The organism is Bacteroides sp. AR29 (assembly GCF_900217715.1).
Taxonomy (GTDB): domain Bacteria; phylum Bacteroidota; class Bacteroidia; order Bacteroidales; family Bacteroidaceae; genus Bacteroides; species Bacteroides uniformis.
The window spans coordinates 118,912-143,167 of record NZ_OBMS01000003.1 but is presented as its reverse complement, the minus strand read 5'-3'; the positions used below and the strand labels follow the sequence as shown (position 1 = coordinate 143,167).

16 protein-coding genes are annotated in these 24,256 nt (G+C 46.4%); 3 read left to right on the top strand and 13 right to left on the bottom strand.

Features of this window, described 5'->3' with window-relative positions:
* Positions 1 to 11: 11 nt before the first annotated feature.
* A complete protein-coding gene (locus tag CSD97_RS02145; protein ID WP_098031902.1) occupies positions 12 to 4,274 on the top strand; it encodes a glycoside hydrolase family 2 TIM barrel-domain containing protein in 4,263 nt (1,420 codons plus the stop codon).
* Between the two features lie 94 nt (positions 4,275 to 4,368).
* On the opposite strand, the gene mutS is transcribed toward CSD97_RS02145, so the two are convergent.
* The 5 genes from mutS to CSD97_RS02120 form a co-directional block, all read right to left on the bottom strand.
* Positions 4,369 to 6,984 (bottom strand): DNA mismatch repair protein MutS, encoded by a 2,616-nt coding sequence (gene mutS, locus CSD97_RS02140; protein WP_098031901.1) that lies wholly within the window; start codon positions 6,982 to 6,984, stop codon positions 4,369 to 4,371.
* Positions 6,985 to 7,670: 686 nt separating this feature from the next.
* On the bottom strand, positions 7,671 to 8,483 hold the full coding sequence (locus CSD97_RS02130) for an SPFH domain-containing protein (protein WP_005824816.1): 813 nt from the start codon (positions 8,481 to 8,483) through the stop codon (positions 7,671 to 7,673).
* Positions 8,484 to 8,932: 449 nt separating this feature from the next.
* The gene (locus tag CSD97_RS02125; RefSeq protein ID WP_117719961.1) at positions 8,933 to 9,397 is read right to left on the bottom strand and encodes a DUF3836 domain-containing protein; all 465 of its coding nucleotides are present in this window, start codon (positions 9,395 to 9,397) and stop codon (positions 8,933 to 8,935) included.
* A 211-nt stretch (positions 9,398 to 9,608) separates the two neighbouring features.
* The gene (locus CSD97_RS18890) at positions 9,609 to 9,749 is read right to left on the bottom strand and encodes a hypothetical protein (protein ID WP_005824809.1); all 141 of its coding nucleotides are present in this window, start codon (positions 9,747 to 9,749) and stop codon (positions 9,609 to 9,611) included.
* A 271-nt stretch (positions 9,750 to 10,020) separates the two neighbouring features.
* The gene (locus tag CSD97_RS02120) at positions 10,021 to 10,377 is read right to left on the bottom strand and encodes a cupin domain-containing protein (RefSeq protein ID WP_005824807.1); all 357 of its coding nucleotides are present in this window, start codon (positions 10,375 to 10,377) and stop codon (positions 10,021 to 10,023) included.
* Positions 10,378 to 10,576: 199 nt separating this feature from the next.
* On the opposite strand from CSD97_RS02120, the gene CSD97_RS02115 reads away from it, so the two are divergent.
* Positions 10,577 to 11,842, top strand: coding sequence for a S41 family peptidase (locus tag CSD97_RS02115; RefSeq protein WP_005833947.1), 1,266 nt, complete (start codon positions 10,577 to 10,579; stop codon positions 11,840 to 11,842).
* 85 nt (positions 11,843 to 11,927) lie between these two features.
* On the opposite strand, the gene CSD97_RS02110 is transcribed toward CSD97_RS02115, so the two are convergent.
* The 3 genes from CSD97_RS02110 to CSD97_RS02100 all read right to left on the bottom strand — a co-directional run bounded on the left by CSD97_RS02110 (position 11,928) and on the right by CSD97_RS02100 (position 14,319).
* Entirely contained in the window at positions 11,928 to 12,353 is a 426-nt protein-coding gene (locus tag CSD97_RS02110; protein ID WP_005824804.1) for a DUF3836 domain-containing protein, read from the bottom strand.
* A gap of 290 nt (positions 12,354 to 12,643) precedes the next feature.
* A complete protein-coding gene (locus CSD97_RS02105) occupies positions 12,644 to 13,510 on the bottom strand; it encodes a hypothetical protein (protein ID WP_098031900.1) in 867 nt (288 codons plus the stop codon).
* A 110-nt stretch (positions 13,511 to 13,620) separates the two neighbouring features.
* Entirely contained in the window at positions 13,621 to 14,319 is a 699-nt protein-coding gene (locus tag CSD97_RS02100; RefSeq protein WP_034532712.1) for a response regulator transcription factor, read from the bottom strand.
* Positions 14,320 to 14,490: 171 nt separating this feature from the next.
* On the opposite strand from CSD97_RS02100, the gene CSD97_RS02095 reads away from it, so the two are divergent.
* Complete coding sequence (locus tag CSD97_RS02095) at positions 14,491 to 14,964, top strand: metalloprotease family protein (RefSeq protein WP_244284009.1); 474 nt, start codon at positions 14,491 to 14,493, stop codon at positions 14,962 to 14,964.
* A 2-nt stretch (positions 14,965 to 14,966) separates the two neighbouring features.
* Here CSD97_RS02095 and CSD97_RS02090 read toward each other — a convergent pair whose 3' ends face one another.
* The 5 genes from CSD97_RS02090 to CSD97_RS02075 all read right to left on the bottom strand — a co-directional run bounded on the left by CSD97_RS02090 (position 14,967) and on the right by CSD97_RS02075 (position 24,249).
* Positions 14,967 to 17,192: a HAMP domain-containing sensor histidine kinase gene (locus CSD97_RS02090; protein ID WP_008662206.1), complete on the bottom strand. Its 2,226-nt coding sequence runs from the start codon at positions 17,190 to 17,192 to the stop codon at positions 14,967 to 14,969.
* A gap of 136 nt (positions 17,193 to 17,328) precedes the next feature.
* Complete coding sequence (locus CSD97_RS02085; protein ID WP_098031898.1) at positions 17,329 to 19,413, bottom strand: DUF2961 domain-containing protein; 2,085 nt, start codon at positions 19,411 to 19,413, stop codon at positions 17,329 to 17,331.
* Positions 19,414 to 19,424: 11 nt separating this feature from the next.
* Positions 19,425 to 22,886 (bottom strand): glycoside hydrolase family 38 C-terminal domain-containing protein, encoded by a 3,462-nt coding sequence (locus CSD97_RS02080; RefSeq protein ID WP_244284011.1) that lies wholly within the window; start codon positions 22,884 to 22,886, stop codon positions 19,425 to 19,427.
* Positions 22,887 to 22,892: 6 nt separating this feature from the next.
* Entirely contained in the window at positions 22,893 to 23,036 is a 144-nt protein-coding gene (locus tag CSD97_RS19000) for a hypothetical protein (RefSeq protein ID WP_005824785.1), read from the bottom strand.
* Positions 23,037 to 23,076: 40 nt separating this feature from the next.
* Positions 23,077 to 24,249 carry a glycoside hydrolase family 76 protein gene (locus CSD97_RS02075; RefSeq protein ID WP_098031897.1) on the bottom strand — a complete coding sequence of 391 codons (1,173 nt, stop codon included), beginning with the start codon at positions 24,247 to 24,249 and terminating at the stop codon, positions 23,077 to 23,079.
* Positions 24,250 to 24,256: the final 7 nt, after the last annotated feature.

The window sequence follows — 24,256 nt, the reverse complement described above, 5'->3', positions numbered from 1 at the left end:
CATCTGCATTTATGAAAAGAAGCTCTTTTTTGAGTATCGCATTCACCGGGCTGCTTGCTACCGCAGCCGCAACAGCACAAACTCACGAACAGCCCGAATGGAATGACCTGAACATTTCGGGAGTGAACAAAGAAACGGCATGCCAAACCGCCATTCCCTTTGCCGACGAAGGACAAGCCCTACGCCTGAGCATCGAGGAATCCCCCTATTATCAAACTCTGAACGGTACATGGAAATTCCATTGGGTGGCCGACCCCGAAAAACGGCCGAAGGATTTCTTCAAGCCCGACTACGACGTAAGTGACTGGGATAACATCAAAGTGCCCGCCACATGGCAGATAGAGGCTGTACGCCATAACAAGCCCTGGGACAAGCCTTTGTATTGTAATACCATTTACCCTTTCTGTGATTACAGTAAAGGAGTACAATGGCCCAACGTCATCCAACCTCGCCCGGCAGACTATACTTTTGCCAACATGCCCAATCCCGTAGGCAGTTACCGACGTGAATTCACTTTGCCCACATCTTGGAAGGGCAGAGATGTATTTATTCGCTTCAATGGAGTGGAAGCAGGTTTCTATCTTTGGTTGAACGGTAAAAAAGTGGGCTATTCAGAAGACAGCTACTTACCTGCCGAGTTCAATCTGACTCCCTATTTACAAGAAGGAAAAAACACATTGGCAGTTGAAGTGTACCGTTTCACCGATGGAAGTTTTCTTGAATGTCAAGATTTCTGGCGGTTCAGCGGTATCTTCCGCGATGTATTCCTATGGTCAGCACCACGCACGCAAATTAGGGACTTCTTCTTCCGAACCGACTTGGACGGAGATTATCGTAATGCTACAGTTTTTTTGGACGTGGAAATCACCGGTAAGAAAAGTTCTGCCGAACTCATAGTGAAGCTCTCCGACACAGAAGGAAAGGAAGTGCTATCACGCACTATCCACGCCACAAAAACAGGTAGTACCCATCTGGAATTCGATGTGGAGAACCCACTGAAATGGACAGCCGAAACACCCAGCCTCTACAACCTGACCCTGACCCTAAAACAGAAGGGAAAAGTGACAGACCTACGTAGTGTAAAGGTAGGCTTCCGCGAAATAGAGTTTGCCAAAAACGGACAACTGCTGATTAACGGCAAACCCACTCTTTTCAAAGGTGTCAACCGCCACGATCACAGCCCATTGAATGGCCGTACCGTCTCCAAAGAAGAGATGGAAAAGGACGTACAACTAATGAAAGCGCTGAACGTAAATGCTGTCCGTACCTCCCATTACCCCAACAACCCTTACTTTTACGACCTATGCGACCGCTATGGCATCTATGTATTGGCAGAAGCCAATGTAGAGTGCCACGGCGAAATGCGTCTCTCACACGAGCCACAGTGGGAAAAATCATTCACCGAGCGCAACGAGAACCAAGTGAAACGTTTCCGTAACCACGCTTCCATCGTAATGTGGTCCATGGGCAACGAATCGGGAAACGGAAACAACTTCTCCACTGCTGAAAAGGCCATCAAACGTTTGGATACTACCCGCCCCACCCACTACGAGGGAAACAGTTCCTTCTGCGACGTGACCAGTTGCATGTACCCAAGTGTGGACTGGCTGGAAAACGTAGGCCGTGAACGATTGGAGAAAATACAAAAGGGCGAGATCGTGAAACCTCACGTAGTATGCGAGTATGCCCATGCCATGGGAAATTCCATAGGAAACTTCAAGGAATACTGGGAAACCTACGAACGCTATCCGGCACTCATCGGAGGTTTCATTTGGGATTGGGTGGACCAAAGCCTGCGTATGCCCACTCCCGACGGCAAAGGCTTCTACATGGCCGTAGGCGGTGACTTTGGTGACAAGCCCAACGACGGTAACTTCTGTACCAACGGCGTCATCTTCTCCGACCGTACATTATCTGCCAAATCCTATGAAATGAAGAAGATACATCAACCCATCCGCATAGAAGCATTAGGGAATGGCAAATATAGAATCAGCAACAAGCGATTCCATGCCAATATGGAAGACCTCTACGGGAGATACGAAATAACGGAAGATGGAAGGACCGTCTGCTCAGGCAATCTGGAAGATTTGAAGCTGGAAGCACAGGCAAGCAAAGTCATCACCCTGCCAGACATACCCGCAACGAAGGTACCCGGAGCAGAATACTTTATCAATTTCAGTTTCTGCCAAAAAAGAGATACCGAATGGGCAAAAGCCGACTACGAGGTAGCCACCGAACAATTCAAGCTATCAAGCAGCGAGAAACCTATATTCGTACCCGAAAAAGGAAACATCAATCTAAACGAAACTGCCGACGCATTGGTGGTGAAAGGTGAACGTTTTGAAGCTGTCTTCTCCAAGGAAGAAGGAACTTTATCGGCATATACATTGAATAATATCCCCCTGATAAGTAAAGGACTCGAACTGAACCTCTTCCGTGCTCCCACCGACAACGATAAACAGGTAAGTGGCGATTGGCAACGCAAAGGCCTTTACCAGCTGCAAGCGGAAACCGGCAAATGGGAAACCCACCAAGAAGAGGACAGAATAATCCTGCACATCCGGAACTGCCACAAAGGTAAACTCGGTTTTGAGTATCGCACAGAAATAGAATACACCGTAAATGCCGATGGTTCCATCATGGTGAACAGTGTCATCATCCCGGTATCCGACAGCGAAATCATTCCGCGTGTGGGCTATCGAATGGAACTGCCCGAAGGCTTCGAGCGTATGCGTTGGTATGGACGTGGCCCATGGGAAAACTACGTAGACCGCAAGGATGCCACCCCAATAGGCGTATACGAAAGTACAGTATCCGACCAATGGGTGAACTATGTAAAGCCTCAGGAGATGGGTAACCATGAAGAGGTACGCTGGATTTCCATCACCAACGCCGACGGTATGGGCTTCGTTTTCGTGGCAGGCGACCAAATGGCGGCTTCTGCCCTGCATGTCAGAGCACAAGACATGGCAGACCCCGACCATCTGCAAAAACTGATTCACAAATACGACATCCCGATGCGCAAGGAGACAGTTCTTTGTCTTGATGCCCACAATCGTCCTCTGGGCAACGCAAGCTGCGGTCCAGGCCCGATGAAAAAATACGAACTGCAAGCAACTCCCGTAGCATTCAGCTTCATCATGATGCCTTTGGAAAGAAGCTACACGCAAAGTGAGCTTACCAAGAAAGCACGCGTACAGATGCCTGCATGCATGCCCGTAATGGTAGAACGCGATAACAACGGTTACCTGCAAATGAGTACCGGAACTCCGGACGCGACCATCTTCTACAGCCTTAACGGTAACGAATACCGGGAATACACAGCTCCATTCGAGTTCATTGACGGTGGAAAGATACAAACATACGCTGTTTCTGGAAAATTAGGCAAGAGCCTGGTCACTACTATGGAACTACCCATATTCGTAGACCACTCGGCATGGAAGGTGGTCTCCTCCAGCAGCGACAGCCAAGGAGAAGAGGCGCAAAACGCCATCGATGGGGACCCTTCCACGTATTGGCACACCCGTTGGCACGAACCCATTCCAGAGTTTCCACACAGCATTGTGGTAGACATGGCTTCCCTACTGGTAGTGGACAAATTCATCTACACAGCACGACATTCCAATGATAACGGACACGTCAAAGACTACGAGCTAAGCTTCAGCAAAGACGGAAAAAATTGGGAAAGCACCGTCAAAGGTACATTCTCCAATCTGACGTCTGCCCAAACCATAACATTGGAAACACCCGTCACTGCCCGTTACTTCAAATTCGTTCCCTTGTCCGAAATGCACGGCAGGAAATGGGCTTCGGCAGCCGAACTGAATGTGAGCATCCTGAAAAACATCAGCGGAGCATCCCAGAGACAAATAGTGGTCTCCGTAGACAGCGATGCAGACAACAGCATGAAGCTGGCGGCAGACGGTAACATAAACACCTATTGGCACACGGTACACAACCAATTCTACATAGCTCCCTACCCTCATGAGATACATCTTTCCCTATCCAAAGAGGCCACTATAAAGGGTATCCGCTACACTCCGCGACAAGATAGCGAAGAAGGACGGATAGCTTCCTATGAAGTATATGCAAGCAAAGATGGAAAAAATTGGGGGCAGCCCATTATCTATGGCACCTTCCATATAGGTACAGCAACGCAAACTATAGAATTTACTCCTTGCCGGGCACGCTATGTGAAACTATTGGGATTATCGGCCCATGACAAAGGAAAGAAAGCTGCCATAGCAGAATTAGAGATAATCTTGGAAGAATAATTTTAGAGGAAAAACTATTAACCATGGAGTTTCAGGGCTTGTGCAAAAACTTGTACAAGTCCTGAAATTCCACGTTTTCTCCTATAAGTAAAAATCACTTTCCCTTCACTATCCGCTTAATATCATTCAGCTTGTTCAGTGCCTCCAGCGGCGTCAAGTTATTCACATCCAGATTCAGTATCTCATCGCGTATCTGGCACAGCACCGGGTCGTCGAGCTGAAAGAAGCTGAGCTGCATACCACCGCGTGTCTCTCCCACTTCCACCATCGGTTTGCTGGAAATCCCCTGCTGGCGGTTGTCTGTTTCCAGTTGTTTCAGAATGTCATTGGCACGCTTCACGATGCTTTTGGGCATACCCGCCATTTTGGCTACATGAATACCGAAGGAGTGTTCGCTGCCACCGCGCTCCAATTTGCGCAGGAAGATGACTTTGTTATCTATCTCCTTCACCGAAACGTTGTAGTTCTTTATACGCTTGAAGCTCTTCTCCATCTCATTCAGCTCATGGTAGTGCGTGGCAAACAAGGTTCGGGCTTTTGCCTTGGGATGCTCGTGTATATGCTCCACAATCGCCCAGGCGATGGAAATACCATCATATGTAGAAGTACCGCGCCCCAGCTCGTCGAACAGCACCAGGCTGCGGGGAGAAAGGTTGTTCAGGATATCCGCCGCCTCGTTCATCTCCACCATAAAGGTAGACTCGCCCACGGAAATATTATCGCTGGCACCTACACGGGTGAATATCTTATCCACCAACCCGATATGGGCACTCTCCGCAGGCACAAAACTGCCGATTTGAGCCAGCAGCGTAATCAGCGCCGTCTGCCTCAGCAAAGCAGACTTACCCGCCATGTTGGGACCCGTAATGATGATAATCTGCTGCGTCTGGCTATCCAGCATCACATCATTGGCAATATACTTCTCGCCGATGGGGAGTTGCTTCTCAATCACCGGGTGGCGCCCCTGGCGGATTTCCAGTACGTCGTCGTCGGCAATGACGGGGCGTATATAGTTGTTCTCGCGCGCTGCCGTGGCAAAGGAGAGCAGGCAGTCCAGACGCGCTATCTGGTTCGCATTGATTTGAATGGCGGGGATGAACTCGCTCAATGATTGCACCAATTCTGCATAGAGTTGTGTTTCCAGTACCAGTATCTTGTCCTCCGCACCGAGAATCTTCTCCTCGTACTCCTTCAATTCCTGGGTAATGTAGCGTTCGGCATTGGCAAGGGTCTGCTTGCGTATCCACTCTGCCGGCACTTTGTCCTTATGCGTGTTGCGCACTTCGATGTAATAACCGAAGACATTGTTGTAGCCTATCTTCAAGCTGGGAATCTCCGTCAGCTCACTCTCGCGCTGCTGTATCTGCAACAGATAATCCTTACCGGAGTAGGCTATCTGGCGCAACTCGTCCAACTCGGCACTAACACCGGACTTGATGACACCGCCCTTATTAATCAGCAACGGCGGGTCATTGTCTATCTCCCGGTCTATGCGGTCGCGGATGGACTGGCAGATGTTCAACTGCTCGCCTATATGATTCAAGCTGGCATTATCGGCATCCATGCAAGCCGCTTTGATGGGTTCTATCGCCTGCAAAGCCACCTTCAGCGCCACTACCTCACGCGGAGAGACACGGCCTACCGCCACTTTGGAGATGATGCGCTCCAAGTCACCTATCAAATGCAGTTGCTCCTCTATCAACTCCTTGAAATCGGGCTGGCGGAAGAAGTATTCCACTACATTCAGCCGTTCGTTAATCGGCTGCACGTCCTTCAACGGGAATACCAGCCAGCGTTTCAGCAGGCGGGCACCCATCGGGCTGATGGTCTTGTCTATCACATTCAGCAGACTGCTACCGCCGTCGTTCATCGACCCCATCAGCTCCAGGCTGCGCACTGTGAACTTATCCAGACGGACGTACTTATCCTCCTCGATGCGTGCCAGCGAAGTGACATGCCCTATCTGCGTATGCTGCGTCATGATGAGGTATTGCAGGATAGCTCCCGAAGCGATGATACCGTTCTTGAGATGCTCCACACCGAAACCTTTCAGGTTCTTCACCTCGAAATGCTTCAGCAGCTTCTCGCGGGCGGAAGTCTCGGTAAACACCCAGTCGTCCAGCTCGAAAGTGAAGAACTTGCTGCCGAAGTTCCCTTCGAACATCAACCGCTTGCCACGCTCGAAAAGCACCTCTTTGGGGGCAAAGTTGTTCAGCAACTTGTCCACATAGTCGAAAGGGCCTTCCGCCGTCAGAAATTCGCCCGTAGATATGTCCAGGAAAGCCACACCGCAGGCACCCTTGCCGAAGTGTACGGCAGCCAGAAAGTTGTTCTCCCGGTAGTTCAGCACATTGTCGTTGATGGAGACTCCCGGCGTCACCAGCTCCGTGATGCCCCGCTTTACGAGTTTCTTTGTCAACTTCGGGTCCTCCAACTGGTCGCAGATGGCCACGCGCTTGCCGGCACGTATCAGCTTGGGCAGATAGGTGTCGAGTGCATGATGCGGAAAGCCCGCCATTTCGATGGTTTTCCCCTTGCCGTTGGCACGTTTGGTCAAGGTAATACCGAGGATTTCGGACGCGACGACGGCATCGGTGGAATAGGTTTCATAGAAGTCACCACAACGAAACAGCATGACAGCATCGGGATGCTTTGCCTTCAAGTCGAGGAACTGTTTCATCATCGGGGTAAGGACAATATCTTCGTGCATACAAGTCTTTAATTTTTAATTTCCAGGATTTTGAGCCAAGAGAGCAGAAAATCGTCAAGTAAGGCCCAAAACTTAATGTGACAAAGATAATTCTTTTTTAGAAAACAGCTGCGTAGAGGCTTCAAAACCTTAGCAAGCCTTAACAAAGAGACGTATTTTCCTAAAACATGTTATAAAACAGCCTTTTTTATTTGCTTTATTTGGAGATAAGCAAAAAGTCCGTACCTTTGCAATGTGTTTTTCATAGTATTAGATTTAAGGTTAACAAAGGTTGGAGTACAGCGGTACTCCTTTTTTTATGCCCATACCTTTCGTATCTTTCCCCTTTTCCCTTACAAAAGTACATATTCACTCGGCGAAACGCCCTTTATCTTCTTGAAAACCTTGTTCATGCGATCCCAACAAGGATGAGCAACAGTTGTCTCCCATTTACTACATTCCCTATTTAAGCAACAATTCCTGCAATACTGCATTTTAAATTCTTGCTTACTAAAACTTATTCGTCCGATACTTGTTGAATTATCGTCCGACAATTGTCGGACGATAATTCAACAAGTATCGGACGAATAAATCTTAGCAAATAGAGAGATAGATGGCTTACCGCTTGATTTATTTGTGATTATCCGCGCACACAATCAGTACCTCCCCAAAAGAATCAAGTTGCCAATGGGGTCTCATAGAGATTGTCATTGCAACTTCAGGAATGGCAACGTATTTCCACCGGTAGACAACGGCAATTTCCCGTCCCATTTCTCCACAGCCTTTAGTTGAATCAATTCCGGCGTGATGCTTTGTTGAAGGATACGGTTGGCATCTGCCTTACCCTTGGCGGCAGCTACTACCTTTTCCGCCTCGGCTATAGCGGCTTTCTTTTCATTCTCCACCTTCAAGGCATTCTGCACAGCAGTATTCTTTTCGTCAATGGCAGCTTGCAGCACATCGTTGGGTTTCACGGACGACTGTATGTTGGTAAACGTAAAGCCACGGGTACTGAGACGCTCCTTCAGTAATGCCTCCACCTCCTTCTCGAAAGCCGGACGGTTGTTGATGAGCGAATCCGTCTCATAGAGTCCTGCCACGTCCTTATAAGCGTTCTTCACTTCCGTCAGGATAACACTCTGTTCCAATTCTTCGGTAGTCTTGCGATAGCGTAGAAAAACTACTTTGGCATCCTCCCGCTCAATGAAGTATTCTATAGTAGGGTCTGTCTTGAAGATGGTTCCCTTCTTGTCCTGAATGTCGAAAGGTTCGTAGTCTACAATCTGCGCAAATGCAGGATATTCGAATAGCTGCTTGGCAAAACGGTTGTAAACCACCCATCCGGTCTCCACCTTGGCATCATCTACTCCACGCTCACTACCGGCCAGATTGACGATGATGCCCGTCTGTCCCGAATCAATACGCTCCACGGCAAACATGACCAAGAACAATACTATAATTCCAATGACTGCGACTCCTGCCGCGCCTACTCTCACTGTTGATTTGTTTGTGACTTTCATGGTGTTTTCTGTTAGTTTAATGAGTGAATAATGCTCCAAAGATATTTATAATTGTTTGTTCAAGAAAGGCAATCCGTTATTTTTGGAAGAGAAGAAGGCCTCCCTCCCGCACACAGTGTAGAAAGGAGGCCCATAGTCTCTATATTTTCAGAATTTACTCAGTCACGATACGACCTGCCAACAGTGATTTCTTCAGATAACTTTCAGCACACTATAGGAATTACCCTCACTCCCACTGGACATGGTGCTGATTTCCTTTGCCACTTCTTTCAGTCTTGCCGGATTGCTGTATTTATATATAATTGTAGGATATACCTTTTTACAGAATTCTGTGCCAAATTACTTAAACGTTCGTGTTTGCGAAATAATATTGCCATAATGTCTTGGTTTTTAAAATAAATAGAATAGAAATCGTGTTTTCTTATTTCTCTGCCAATAACTGCACAGATTCACCCGTCATGTGATGGTGCTGTCAAGCTCCAGTCATTGTTCTTTTCGTCCCATTCGTAACTGAGGTAGCGCAAGACACTGCTGTCGGTCTGCCGATAGACGGCTTTCTGCTTGATGTCGGTGTAGGCATTGCTTTGCTCGTTCCAGAGGGCGTATTCCACAGTGACGTCGTCCGTATAGAAGAAGTTAAGACTGTGGTGCTTCTCAAAGCTTTGCGTGGATTCGTTCCATTTCAGCACTTCTTTTTGGGAGATGCGACCGGAGTTGTCGTAAATGTAATTGTACTTCAGGTGGCGGTGCAGGAATTTCTGATTCTCCACTTTGAATACGGTTTGTGTTTCCACACGGCCGTCGTTGGTTTCGGTATTATAGGCAAAGTTGTCTGTACGGTTAACGGCTGCTGCGCTTACTACGTTTACTAAAGAGGTCATTGCGATGATTGCTGAAATTACTAAAGTCTTCATAATGGTTCTATTTTTTAAGTTATACATTTTGTTTCAAGTTCTTGTCTTTGGGGGAGTTGTTCCCTTTCGACATTGCAAAGATAGGAGGTGGTAAAAAGCTTTTAGGTTATCGTTACGTTAATGTTAGGTTAACGGAGATATTTATTACTTTTGCGCCCAAAACAAGAACAAAATGAAAACACGTTTCCTCTTATATCTTTCCTTTTCCAATCTATCGGAGACGTAACTGGATAGGCATACAGCAGACTGTCACCACATCTACTATTGAGAAGTACCATCTTTCTTCTATGTCGTCCCAAACGGTTCGGACTTTCTTCGCTTCGAAAAGCTTGATGGCATTATGCTGGGTCATGATATTATGTTTTCAATTTTTAGTTTTAAGCTCTTTGATTGGGTCCTCGTTATGTGACAGAAACAATGCTCTTTCTTCAATTTAATCATAATTTCTGTTTTATTGCATCAGTTGACATAGTCTGTTTTCTTAGGTATAGTACAAAATATATGATTATTTTGACTTAAAACAAATCGCAGTCAATAAATCACTGCACATCATATGACAATAGGGAATAGCCTGCACCACAGACCATCCCCTATCACCTTAATTCTACTTGTGTGACTTCCTCTTACTTCACCACACCGTCCGTCATCGTAAAGCCTTCCAGAGAGCCGGCTTTCACCTGAATACAAATCACACTGATGGCGCTGTCTGCCGCAGCCGACAATTGGCGTTCTCCTGCCGGAGCCACGCGAAGCCAGTCACCCGCCTGCAGTTCTACGGTTTCTCCGTCAACCACCATGGTGCCGCGTCCGGAGAGGACGGCATAAATTTCTTCATTTTGCTTGTGCGAATGCACAAAAGGTACTCCTGCACCAGCCGGCAAATTGCTGATAGATACTTCTGCACCAGTCAGATTCAATGAATCGTGCAACTCGACACGTGCCTCGCCTGCAGGCACATTTACTTTCTGATAGTTCTTCATAATCACTTCTCCTTAGTATGTTTTGATTTACGGCTGCAAAGTTAGCCAACTACCAGACATCGTACAAGAAGGCACTTGAAGCTCAGTTAGTTACCTCCATGTTACCATTATTGGCAAATAAGGAGTTAGAAAAATAAGATTAACAAAAATTATTACTATTTTTGCCGAAAAAGCAAATATCGACTAAACTCTATAAAACATGAAGATTCTGAAAAAAATTTCAAAAGTAATAGTCATCGTAATGGCTGTACTGGCAACCATTTGGTGTGGTTTGTATGTTTATGCCAACTATTTCTATAATGACAAGCAGATTGATGTAGAAAACTTCTACATCGCGGAACTACCGTTACCCCCCTCGCAGTTTGAAGAAGATTTCAAAGAAATACACCAGATTGTCATGGAGAATTATTCATTATACCAGGCCAAGCATCTGAATATGGATTCATTGTATCAAGCTTGTGACGCCCGCGTTCGCCAGGCGCAGACCACCACAGACTACGGACTGATAGTGCAGGAATACATCTCTGCCTTACAATGCGCCCACGCCATTACCTGCTACAAGAGGTACACAGCCAATCAGCGCGTAGCCTTTATAGAGGATTCCTTGTTCGTTGACAAACCCAGTGACTATCTGACAGAATACGGCTTCCAGGACAAAGACCGGATTATAGCTATCAACGGACTCCCCTATAAACAATGGATTGAACAGAACGAAAAATATACCGAAGCATCTACCGTCCCCCACAGACGGCTCCGTACAGCCTATGATGCGTTCCGTAGTTATGCAGACACCCTAAGAAACTATACACTGCTGAGAGGGGGCGATACTCTGACCGTCACCCTTCCCTTGAAACAAAGGGACTATTTTCCGGATAACGAAGAACAAACTGTGGAGAGCAGGATATTACAAGACAGCATTGGTTACCTTACCATCAAAACCATGATGAACCCCGTCATGGAAGATTTCAAGGCGGTCTATCCCAAAGTCAAGGATTTACCATACCTCATTATAGACGTACGTAGAAACGGCGGAGGAAACAGCATGAATGGAGTAAACATCTGCAAGTACTTCATCCGCGAAGCACAACCACACTGCGTCAGCAAGAGCTACATCATGCAGCCCGAAGCCGACGCCTATAAAGGTAAAATCTATCTGCTGACCGACACATATACGCTCTCTGCTGCCGAGAGCTTCACACTCGACATGAAGGAAAGCGGAAATGTCACCCTCATCGGCGAAGCTACCGGAGGGGATACCGGCAATGGCCCCCGTCCTTTCTGTACCAAACAGCGGACCTATTTCCGTATCCCTACCCGCCAGCCGGACGTCTCTTCTAAAGGTTTCCCCATGGAAGGTATAGGCATACCGCCCCATCATCAAGTATCCCAAACCGTAGCAGATTTCATGAAGGATGAAGATACAGTGCTGAATTATGCTGTCGGACTGATAACAGAGAAACAATAATACATTTCCTCAACGAAAAAGAGCCAAGTATCAAAGGTGTGTCACCTCACGATACTTGGCTCTTTTGTATTTGATATATTATCCTTTATTTGGTACTTGCCAACATCAAAGCCGCATTGCTGTCATTCAGTTCGTAAACGGTAGTTTGCGTATAGCTGTCGTAACCATTAGTTCTACTGTTCCAACGGGCATAGTTCAACTCAACTTCACTGTCAGTGTATTCAACATCCAGCTTGAAATAAGGCACCCAGGCTTCCTTTACGCTATCCCACTTGAAAGCTTCCTTGCTCGTCACACGGTTCTCACTGTCATAAGTGTAAGTGTAGCGGAGGTGACGGAAAAGGTGTCCGTCCTCATTGCGGAAGATAGTCTTGGCGGTCATCAGTTCTCCGGTCATCTCCTCGTTTTTCACATAATCGGCAGGAGTTGTCGCGCTTGCAGAAAAGTTCATTACACTTGCCATTACCACTGCCATCATTACCACTGCTTTTGAAAATACTGTTGCTTTCATAATCGTTATTTTTTATTGTTATTACTTCTTTCTCTGAGGAGGTTGTTGTTTCATAACCGCCTTCGCCTATATATAGTCAATCTGCGTGCCAAAGAATTAAATCACTGATTATCAAAGAATAGCTATTTTATAGTAATGTCCATTTTCGGACAACTGTCCGCACAAAAACGAACAGCAAAACAAAAAATAAACGAAATATCATGAAAGTATTTCTACATTAGCAATAATATTATGTAACAGTAGTAAATTGTTTGATGATTGTCCCTACAAAAAGCTGATTTATACTTATCTTATCTCAATGGCGGCATCTGAAAACGTGGTGGGGCAATAGTCGCTCCGCCACTGCCCCCTCTATTATCAAAGACGGTGTTACGCAGAATCTCATACAAGATTCCACCTACATCCAGACTTAATTTAAACTTGTCGAAATTATAATAGGGAATCACAACGGGAACCGTCTCCCAACGACCGCGATAAGCATCGTAATAACGTTGTACTCCAACTTCCATACCAAAACGTTCGGACATATCCAGAGACATGGTGGCACCGTAGCGGTGGGTATCCATCCCGTAAGTATTTCCTATGGCATACGAACCGAAAACCTTAAAAGCTACACGGTCCGAAGCCTGATACCGCAAAGCTCCCGAAGTATTGAAAGCCTGCCCGGTGGAATGAATCATATTTATCTTCATGGCATCTACGCCAAGCTGGAGCGTCAGCCTTTGGTTAAAGACATGCTGATATCCCAGGGAAGCATTGTTGAAACGTCCGATACCCGATACGCTGGTCTGCCCACCGGAACCGAATAACATACCGTGAGGAAACTGTCTTAATACACCGCTTGTACTGTAATCTCCCCGAAATAGCAGGGAAGGATTGGTCTGATAAGGCAGACGAAGAGACTCTTTCAGTGAAAAATCGGGCAGGGAATAGGAGTGCTCCGGATGAAACATGGAAGAAGGGGCAGAGTTTTCAGAAGGAAGCTCAAAAGGAGAGAATAGAGATTCATTGAATTCCGGCTGTATCTGTATACTGTCACGAATGAAACGTACACTGTCTTCCTGCGCAAAAAGCAATTGCGGCACAAAAGCCAACAGCAGGCAGATTCCCAAACGACCACCAAGACAAGAGATACTGACTTTCCGTTTTATACGCATATACCCTCCTTCTTTATATTCATATAATACTGCTATACAAAAATAACGAAAATAAACCAGAAGAACAGTACATGTACTGCTAAATTATTGCAATATAGAAGGATACATTATTAATTTTCTATCAGTATCAATCCTACTCCTTTCACTGTTTTAATGGTTACCGACTCGTCTTCCGAAAGAAATTTCCGAAGTCTCGTCACAAATACATCCAGGCTGCGGGAAGCAAAGTAATCATCTTCCGTATTCCAGAATTTATCCAAGATAGCTTCCCGGCGGATAACGTCTCCCCGCTTCTCACAAAGCATCTGCAACAAACCTGTCTCGCGCACAGTCAAAGTCTTGTTTACACCCGAAGCATGTTTCAAAGTGGCATGTGTGGCATCCAACACATATTCCTTGCCTATCTTGTAGCATTGACTCGTGTCTTTCGATTTTTTGCCTTTGGAAAGCTTCAATAAGGCGTGGACATGTGCATCCAGTTCTTCGGGAATGAACGGTTTCTTTATATAGTTATTGGCACCGATTTCATAACCTTTTACCACATCTTTAGGAGATATCAGGGCAGAGGAGAACAGAATCGGAGTTTCCCCATCTGTCTCGCGGATACGCTTCACCATCTCGTAACCGTTCATAACGGGCATTTCTATATCAGATACTATCACATCAGGATGTTGTTCTTTCCACTGTTTCAAGCCCTCCTCGCCATTGGCGGCAGTAATCACTTCATAACCGCCTATCATATCTTCCAACCCTCCCTGAACTATATATCTCAAGCTTGCATCGTCTTCTACCAACAATAACTTTATCATAATGCGTTTATTATATATTGCAAAAATAAGGAAAAGAATGAATGCAACAGTCATATTGCTATAAAATAAACGAGGAAAACAACGCCTCTTAACCTAATATTAACGTAGCGATAACTTATGAAGCATGTGCCCCACTCTACCTTTGCAACATCAATACAAAAAATCCACACTATGAAAGCAGATATTTCAATAACAAAAAGCCGAAAAGAGACAGAGATAGTAGTTTCGGGCAAGAGGATTAATAAATACGGCATCATAGCTGCCATAGTATTTGCAGTACCAATGCTGATTCTGTTTCAGTCGATACATGGAGAAACAACCAGCCATCTATCGCTGGTCAGATTCTTCATGTGTATATTGGCAGCTGTCCTGGTAAATCTATTCCTACATAAACTGTTGTTCAGATTGTTTTCGCCGATACGCATGTGGCAATATCGCACCACATGCCTGCTGCCCTTCCTGCTACTGGGTATATTGCCCCTTATATATGGTATGACAAGTGGCAATTATGATGTCACACGATTTGGAATATTACTGGCTGTCATGAGTTTCGACGACCTTTACATCCTCTGGCAATTACGCTCATTCGGCGGAGACTCCTATATTACTGACAAATCAGAAGGATTGAATCTCCACGTGTGGTAAATTTATACAGTCTCAATAGGAAAGTAGAGTGTAAATTCACTGAAGCACCCCTCTTCACTTTCCACTTCTACCCTGCCGCCATGTGCCAGCATCACCTGCTGTACATAATTCAGGCCCAGACCAAAACCTGCAGCACCGCCCCTTCCACTTCGCCCGACTGCTGCAGAACGTTCAAAACGGTTGAAGATAAGAGACTGGTCTTTTAAGGGAATACCCAATCCGTTGTCACACACCTTTATCTTGCAGAAGCCTTTCTCCGATTCGCAAATAATATCTATCTTTACCTCTTCATGGGAATATTTAATGGCATTGTCCAGCAGATTGCCCAACACTTCACGCAAACAGAAGGCATCGGCATACACCATTTCACAACGATGATAAACGGTCGTAAATTCTACCCTTTTGCTGGTTTTCAGAGAAATTTTGGCAATCATATCATCAAGTAAAGGCCGCAAAGGCACCTCTTCCTGATGGAGTTCCAAATGTCCCTCATCCAGCTTGGTAAGTACCAGTACACGATTGGAAAGGGTAAGCAGATGCTCACACTCTTCCATCATCGCCTGCCGGTATTTCTCTTCTTTTCCGGGCTTACCGGACAATTTGCCGCTATTCAGAATATGAGCTCCCATCAGGATGGAACTCAGAGGAGACTTCATGTCGTGTATCATAGCATAAGTAAAATCCTTCTGGAATTGCTCCAAATGCCGCTGTGTACGCAAAACTTTCACCTGGCCGAGAATACAGTCCAACACCACCAAAAACATCACCCAAAGAGGCAGAAACAGATACCATACGGAACTTATGACGTAGCGATACGGATTCTTCACCACACCTTGTATACAAAGGATGCTGTCCTCCTTCAACGGTATAAACCGGGAAGAAATATCCTGATATTTTGCCGAGGCATATCCTGCTTCCACCACTGTACTATCGGAGGGAGCGTAGTACTGGCGGATACCACTCTTATAGGTCATTCCCAAGGCTTCCAACCTGGAAGCAAAAGCAGAATCGAGGTACTGCACGGAGAGAGGAAGTTCCATTCCGCTTTCATTGATGCTGCGCTGCATAATCAAAGCAGAGCGTAGTCGATAATTCAAATCGACCGGATTGTACATATGTACCACTCCAAAGCGGTTCACCTTATACTTCGACTGCTCTTTCTCCAGAAATTCCCTTTGCTCCTTTGCAAAAGGCGATTCAACACTCTCTTCCCATTCATCCTTTCCATCCCTATCAGTCTGTTCGTAGAGCAAAGAAAGGCGGCGTTTCAAGACCTCGTCATAAAAAGCTGCTTCAAAACAATCATTTACCTGATAGGCAGTTTCTTTGAAAGAAGCACGGTACAGATAGACAAACCAGACTACCATCAGCAGACAGCCGGCAATCAACCCGACAATCGAAAAGACTTTAAAAGAATATTGCTTGCGCACCTGCCGCTGCCGTTCGCTTTGCTTAGCTCCCGTAAGCGTATGTTCTGTCATGTCCAGCAAATGTTGCCCCGAGGCTTCTATATCTGCCCACCGGCTCTCCGATATCTGACTACGTACCTCACCTATCGGCAACCTCATCTTCTCTGCCAGCACATAAAAAGCAGACCGCTGCTTCTCAATATCATTACCTTGTTTAAGTATGGAATCCATTTGCCTGGCCCAACTGTACACCAGAAAAACAACCAAGAGAAGCGTAGGAAGGAACAAAAAGACTATATCCTTGACAAGCGGTATAAAAGGAGAAAACATGACAGCTTCAATGGCCTCTCCTTTCTTCTCATTCAACCAGGCTTTTTCCGAAAGAACAGACTTGAACCGTACATATACCGAACGCTTGCTTCTGTCCGTCGCAGGACGGATATTTACAGTCCGGTCTATATTTTTCCATTTCAGTTTCTTCTCTACCAACCTCGCCATCACATCTAATGGAATGGCGACATGATATACATCTTCGAGAAAGGAAGCTGCCTGCTGATAGTTTAAAAACATCTCATCTTCGAAAGACCTGATACTGTCTTTGGATAGATACGAGTAAAAAGGGATAGTCATGTCAGGAAACGGTAAATTATTAATCTCGTTGTCCACCGTTTCGATAAAAGCCAGACGAAAACATTCGTTCAGTGCGCGTTCCGCCTCTTTCTTGGTATTGTCGTAAGCATACATCATACCACCAATCTGCACCACAATTACCAGTAGCAGCCCTACAATAGAAAGGATATAGAGTGAACGAAGTTTCATCTTACCTATTATTTTGAGGACAAAGATAGCATTTTATCATAGAAAAAGAACTGATACAAAAAAGATAGCCTTGGACTTTTATTTATCCAAAGCTATCCATACAAGTACAATCCCTGCGATAGAGACGTCTACAGAATTATTTGCGAAGAGTCAACTTATCAATCCCAAAGAAACCGGTATCATGTCCCGGAGCCAGTGCAATCGACTCAATCTGCAACTCATTCTTTCCTTTTTTCAAATTGACCCGCCCAAGATTCACCAAAAGCAGAGACACTTCTCCATTGGTCAGACTGACTTCCGGAGTAATCACCTTATCATTTACACGAAGGGCAAATGTACCATAATCAGGCGCCACAGTGAACTGTATTTTCGCATAATAAGTTCCTTCCACTTCACTGTCAAAAACTAATGACAGCTTATCTCCCGGTTTAAACTCTTTCCAGTAGAGCTGCATACCCTCACTCCACAAGGGGTGGAAGTTGGTCTGCAATTCAACGGAACCCATATGCCCCGGACGAGGCTGCATGACTTCGCCCTCCACAACCAGACTCATCCCTGAACCGAAAATATCTGACGGTTGGTTGGCAACCCGTTCGCGTACATCGCTCACAAAGGGTTTTGGCTGTATTTCGCCTCCGGGAAGCATATACCAGAAGGTTATCGGAGCATAATTAAGGTGTATATTCGACCAATCGAATAACTCCATGTCAAAGCGCAGGCTCCGGGTAAACGGAATCGCATCCAAACTACGAACACGGGTATTCTGCGCCAAACCTATGTGAGCATAACAACCATCTCCTATGGGTTGGGCAACAAAAGGATGGTTTATCCACGGTTCATAGCGCCCCCAGGCATAGCCATAATAATCTTCTGTACCCGTTCCAAAGTGTGACGGAAAGGTTTCACCGTCCACATACACCTTTTCATCTCCTTCTCCCCACCAACCCAAGTTGGGGTTATAGACAGTAACCGCATCTCCCACATACACGCCCCTACCTTTAAGATCGGCAAACGTAAGGTCCTGGGCAAACTCATCGCCCCGGGCATGGATATGCGTAAACTGCTGCCATGTGGTACCAAAGTGCATGGAGCGCTCATCCCACTGCCACTTTCCACTAACTGCAGCAGCCTTGGATATCTCCACCGGCTGTTCCCCATAATTGGTCAAGGTAATCGTACAGTTCCGCTCGAAAGGCATCACCCACCATGCACTCATCACATCATCCTGCACGGCCCGCGTATACCACGTACCAGTTGCAACGGGATAATAGCCTACCCCAAAAAACTCACCGACCGGAGCCCAGACAGTTAGTTCCCCATCAAAGGCAATGGACAAGACCGTAGAGCGAAGTGCTTGGCGACGGTCATCGGCATCAATCCGCATCGAAAGACGACGAATGGCACGAGAGCCGTCAATCGTAAAACTACGGCTTTCACCCGGAGCCAGAGAAGCCGCCAGATTGAGCGTACTTTCTCTTCCCGCAAGCGGAGTATCAATACCAGGTGTTCCTTCCGACAGCTTCTTATTGACAGCAGCTATCAGCCGGGCATTCTTCTTCAACTCTTTGGCCGAGAAAGAAATCACCTTGACCGGAGAAGTATAAGTGCGGTAATTGATAGCATAGTATACAATGGTCTTACTCTCAATTTTCCCCTCCGGAGTAATCTTCAAGTCCGGCGATTCGATAGTCACCTTGCACCGCTTGGCATAAGGTATGGGCAAATATAAATTATGCCCTCTTTCTTCCATCGGAGCCCCATCGGGTACTGAAGTTGAAAGAGGTTCTCCACAAAGGACTTGTCCGCTCAATATATCACGTACATTGCCTTCAATTACCGGTTTTTCCTCATTGTCTATGTAGATACGCAGAGTCCCTTGTCCCCGATTTATGCCGGAGAAAGTCATCCAGAAACGAACTATGGCACCGGGGCCTTCGGCATCCATCATCACATATTCCGTCCTCCCTCCGTTCTCTTCCTGGCGGATAAACTGTCCTTGGTCGAAATTACCAAACCAGGCACGCTTATCCGTCATGTTATGCGAACTACGGTCGTAGCTGCTGAACTGCTTACACGTATAGGCATTTTCGGGCCAACGCGCCAGCACGGAACGGTCTGTCATCTCATGCAACAATGTCTTAAGAGAGATAACCGGGTCGGCCATAGCCAAACCGCTATAGAGAAATATCAACTGAATTACAAAAACTAGTTTTTTCATCATAACCGATTATTTTAGTAAATCTCCATCTCATTGATGCGTAACACCTTTCCTCCTGCATGCTGCATAGGACGGGTTATCATCAAGCGTACATAGCGTACCTGCGCCGGAGTGTCAATCATACGTGATACGACATTCTGCCGGTTTCCATCTATATTGTCAAGTGTCTTCCATTCTTCAGTCTGGCTGTTTCTGCCTTGCAGGAAGCAAGCGGAAGTAATGTACCCTTTGTCCTCACGGCCTGCATTCACCAGTTTCCAACCGCTCACAGTTTTCGCCTCACCCAAATCAAAATCCACATAGTTCAACGCACTTCCCACTTCACACCATTTGGTATCGACATCCCCGTCAACGATGCGTTCGGGCTTCTCATTATCATTAAAATAGCCGGAATAGGCGATAATCTTCGCGCCCTTCAACAGATTTTCTTTTTCCACCTCCACACTGTTCAACTCCATCTCATTGTCACGGATGGCTGTATGGAACAAGCTAGTGGCAACCTGGACGGGTTTCAGAGTTTCCTCCACCAATGTGGCAGCAAAAAGAACAACCTTTTCATTCTTCGGAAGTATAAGGCTGGCAGCACCTGTCGGAATATCAACACCGAACTTGAACATATAGGTAAACTCATAGGCCTCATCGGCTGTAGGAGAGTGGCGGTGAGTTCCCACATAAGCCACTTCGGCATCCTTCAGATAACCTTTGGTATGTCCCGAATGTCCCCACTGTCCGACAAATCCGGTATAGGAAGGTACAATGACCTCACTCTTGTTCCCTCCGCACCGGAAAGTGGCGGCATAGTCCCCGTCCGTAGCGGCAGCCAGAAAATACAGTTTATTATACTTTTTACCTTCCGGTAGAACAATAGTATCACCATTGCACGTCATTCCGTTGGCGGCATCTTTCTCGCCTAGCTGGAAAGGAATCCCGTTTACAGTCAGGGATTCGGGCAACAGTTCTGCCGCAAACGAATAACCCGACTCAAAATCAGCTTCACCGCGGAACTCGTTGAATGAGGAACATTTACAGTTATAGGACAACGGTAAAGAGGCATATTGCAATTGATAAGCGTCCTCGCCCGATGACTTCAAACGTACCTTGAATGTCTTTATAGAATAAGGCTTTATACTTACAGACAGCCCGTTTCCACTGAATTCGGCCGAACCGATACTCTTTTCAGTGCCATCCGCTTCGCAGGCACTGGCAATCTCGCCTGCAAAAGAAAGTACCGCATCCTGCACCTTCTCACCGCCTATCTCATAGACACGCACTACATACTCATCCGAGTTCTCGGCTTTCTTCAATGCCTTGATAATGACATTGCGGTTATTGGAAGAGACGAAAGAGAACTCCTTACCCAATGTACCCCTATGTTTATCGGTACGGAAAGCTTTCAGCTTCTGGTTCAATATCTCCGCCTTCTCTATGGTGACAGCCTTGTCAAGTCCACCGGCATGACCCACCAGACTGTATGTAAAGCAATGATGCCCGAAGTCCTGGCGGTTCTGGTAAGCATAATCCTTGTCTGTTTCGGGGGTATGCAGCAGGGTCAGGCGGAGGGTGTTGTCGTCCGGCTTGTCCCAGCCGTATTTGCTGTCATTCAAGACAGATACGCCATAGTTTCCACTACGGTCAGTCAAATCGGCCCAATACTGTGCATAGACTTCGTAGGCAGTCTCCGTATTGTTGCCCCGCCTCACACTTCCAAGTCCCAAATCGTAGGTGGCTTCCGTATTTGCCATGTTCAAAGGAAATTCGGCCTTCAATAAAGCATTGGACAACTGCCAGTCCACCTCATTGTAAAAGTCTATGCGGTCGGCACGGCTACCCTCATACAAACGGATGTACTGCTTGAAGAGTGACTCTCCATAACGTTTCTCGATGCAGAGTGACTTGCGCAGCTCACCATCCTCCACCAGTGTCATCTTCACATCCTCTGTGATGGAAACCGGTTCCCGGTCTATAGTCTCCTTCAAGATCTCCCAAGCAGGCCACATGTAGGACTTGTTCTGCGTGAAGAGTGCCAGACGAATGGATTTACCGGGTTTCACCAGCTCCTTGCCGTTCTTCTTGTCAAACAACGAAACGATATCACCCTTTGTATCCAGCGTTATCTTATAAATGGAATTCTCCAATGCATTGGAATCCACAGATACCCGGGTGTCAGCCGACGGACCAGAAGTACGGACATCATATACCGCATAACCGGTAGCGGGCACAATAGCCTCTATCAAGAGTCTGGCTTTACCGTCAGCATAGGACAGCAATTGGGCGGCCACTTTCCGGCCATTCATATCATATACGGTAATCCCTTTCGGTTTCTTTGGCAAGGCAAGTTCTACCTCTGCCACATCGGAAACCTGGAATCCAAGCGCATTGTAAAGCACCACCGGTATCCCTTTCACCCTGGTATCCATCTTTCTTGCCACAGCGTCAATGGAGGAAGTAAGAATACCGGAGAACTGCTTGAGGGAAATCAACTCGTCATTCCATGAGAATTCATAAGCCCGCGGTATACTTGTTCCCGTAAGGTCATCATGGAACTGATGGAAAATGAAACGCTGCCAGTTCTCAGTCAATGCAGCTCCGGGATAGGAAGCCTGGTTCAGCCATTCGGCTACAACGGAAGAGCGTTCCGCTGCATCCCCCAAAAGCTCATTCTGACGGTTGTACAGCTTCATGGCAGCCTGGGAAGTATAACATCCGGTACCGTGAACATCCATCAACAGTTCACCGTTGAACTTGGGCAGTTCCGGATGGCTTGCGTAAGGCTGGAAGTCTTTATATATCCGGTCACTCGTGGCACTGACAATCTGCAACGGACCATTGCCTTGCAAGCCTTTCTCTACGGCACGTACAGACTCCAATGTAGGTGAACCGCCTATGTCTCCCGTACCGTAATAGCGGTAGACCATGTGAAGCGGAGAGTGGCCGGTCAATTCCAACAAGTCCTTGTTTTCCGACAGGTCCCCGTCCTCAAAACGTTGGTTATAATCATATCCATGGGTCATCATGATGGTAGAGCCGTCTATACCTTGCCATAAGCCGACAGTGAAAGGATATTTGTCGTTACCGTAGAACGGTTTGTTGCGCCACTGCAACTTCTGGGAGGAGAAGCCGATCAGTCCGCAATGGGACGCAATGGCAGGAAGTGTCCAGCCAAAACCGAAACAGTCTGGCAAGAAAATGTCCGTGCTCTCCACACCGAATTCCTTCCGGTAATAATCCTGGCCGAGCATGATGTTACGAATCGCAGACTCTATGGAAGGAACCAGCGTATCAGTGGCATCCCAGCTGGCTCCACTGATATGCCAACGACCGCTCTCTATGAATTTCTTCATCTCTTCGTATTGCGCCGGATAATATTCCTTCATCCAGGCATACTTGACCGCACCTTCAAAATTAAAGATGTATTCCGGATACTGCTTCAGCAGAAACAAATTCTGACTGATCGTGTTCCATACATAATCCTTTATTGTGGTCTAGATATCCCAGTTCCACTGTGTGTCCAAATGTGCATCAGACACCATGTAGGCTTTCGGTCTTTGCGCCTGAGCACCATTCTGAGCATAGGTACCGCCACCCATTAGCAAGGCGGATACCAATACTGCAATCTGTCTTTTCATTTTCTGTTTATTTATTGTTTATTGTGTTTAAAGGTTTTATTCATTGCAATTCGCTGATCTCGGCGAAAAGCTCAATCATACAGGCATTCTCCAGTAGACTCTTGAACTGCTCTTTTCTGTTTCCCGACCAATCATTACTAAACAAGCCATTCTCATCACGCGTATAGTTCCAGGCATAATCCGCATTCTCAATCATGGTCTTTATGTACGCCTCATTCCTATCCACCAGATATAGCGCCTTCAAACCTCTGAACAAGATTACATTAAACCAAGGAGTTCCCGGGAAGAATTTCATCTCTCCTGTTGCGATAGGCTGTACCTTCAGAAAGAAACGGCAGGCACCCTCGGCTGTCTGCTGCGCTTCCTTCAAGTAATGCTTCTCTCCAGTTACCTGATAGAGAAGTACACCGGCCTGAATCATCTGCCCGCTGTTATAAGTATATTTGGCCGGATCCACTTTTCCCTGCAAATTCTTGTTGTCCCAATATACAAAGTCAGAAGGGTCACAAAAATTGTCACGGGTCCATTGATAGGTCTTCTTAGCTTGCTCAAGGTATTTTGCATCCTTAGTCAACTTAAACAGCTTCATACAAAGAACAGTAGCCGGAGCATTCGAACAAGTGTTTTTTGATTCTTTCTTCTGTTCGCACCAATAGATTCCTCCCCCCAACTCTTCGGACCATCCGGAATAAATATAGTCATGCAGCTGGATGGCTTTTTCCAGATACTCCTTGTCACCAGTCCGTTCATAGTAATCACAGAAATCAATGGCCACCCAGTCATTGTCATCGTAATAACGATCATTATGACCTGCAAAAGCCGGATACGACTGGTAACAATGGGGAATCCGGGTAGAGTCCCAATAAAGGTCCAGTCCCGGCTTTATCTGCCGGTCCATCAGTTTTCTGTACTTCTTTTGCCCGGAAACCTTATACAAAGAAACACAACCGGATACCAAGGCTGAATAAGGCCACAAGAAAGAGACCTCCTGCTGGTTAACAACAGCGCCGGTATTGGCCGTATATGTAATTCTCTGCTCCGGGTTTCTTGGATAAGTTTCCGTCAGCAGGCCATACTTCTCCACTTTATAGAGAGTAAGTATCTGCTGAAGCAAAGAATCGGCTCGTTGCAGATAGATTTGTTTGCTTGTCTGTGCAGACAAGCAAACCGGTAACGAGAGAGCTATTAATAAAAATAAATTCCTAAGCTTCATATCCAAT

Coding starts and splice junctions, on each gene's coding strand:
- CSD97_RS02125 (WP_117719961.1), bottom strand. CDS start 9,397: ATGAAGACTTTAGTAATTTCAGCAATCATCGCAATGACCTCTTTAGTA.
- CSD97_RS02105 (WP_098031900.1), bottom strand. CDS start 13,510: ATGCGTATAAAACGGAAAGTCAGTATCTCTTGTCTTGGTGGTCGTTTG.
- CSD97_RS02085 (WP_098031898.1), bottom strand. CDS start 19,413: ATGATGAAAAAACTAGTTTTTGTAATTCAGTTGATATTTCTCTATAGC.
- CSD97_RS02100 (WP_034532712.1), bottom strand. CDS start 14,319: ATGATAAAGTTATTGTTGGTAGAAGACGATGCAAGCTTGAGATATATA.
- CSD97_RS02120 (WP_005824807.1), bottom strand. CDS start 10,377: ATGAAGAACTATCAGAAAGTAAATGTGCCTGCAGGCGAGGCACGTGTC.
- CSD97_RS19000 (WP_005824785.1), bottom strand. CDS start 23,036: ATGAAAAGACAGATTGCAGTATTGGTATCCGCCTTGCTAATGGGTGGC.
- CSD97_RS02130 (WP_005824816.1), bottom strand. CDS start 8,483: ATGAAAGTCACAAACAAATCAACAGTGAGAGTAGGCGCGGCAGGAGTC.
- CSD97_RS02075 (WP_098031897.1), bottom strand. CDS start 24,249: ATGAAGCTTAGGAATTTATTTTTATTAATAGCTCTCTCGTTACCGGTT.
- CSD97_RS18890 (WP_005824809.1), bottom strand. CDS start 9,749: ATGACCCAGCATAATGCCATCAAGCTTTTCGAAGCGAAGAAAGTCCGA.
- mutS (WP_098031901.1), bottom strand. CDS start 6,984: ATGCACGAAGATATTGTCCTTACCCCGATGATGAAACAGTTCCTCGAC.
- CSD97_RS02095 (WP_244284009.1), top strand. CDS start 14,491: ATGAAAGCAGATATTTCAATAACAAAAAGCCGAAAAGAGACAGAGATA.
- CSD97_RS02145 (WP_098031902.1), top strand. CDS start 12: ATGAAAAGAAGCTCTTTTTTGAGTATCGCATTCACCGGGCTGCTTGCT.
- CSD97_RS02090 (WP_008662206.1), bottom strand. CDS start 17,192: ATGAAACTTCGTTCACTCTATATCCTTTCTATTGTAGGGCTGCTACTG.
- CSD97_RS02110 (WP_005824804.1), bottom strand. CDS start 12,353: ATGAAAGCAACAGTATTTTCAAAAGCAGTGGTAATGATGGCAGTGGTA.
- CSD97_RS02115 (WP_005833947.1), top strand. CDS start 10,577: ATGAAGATTCTGAAAAAAATTTCAAAAGTAATAGTCATCGTAATGGCT.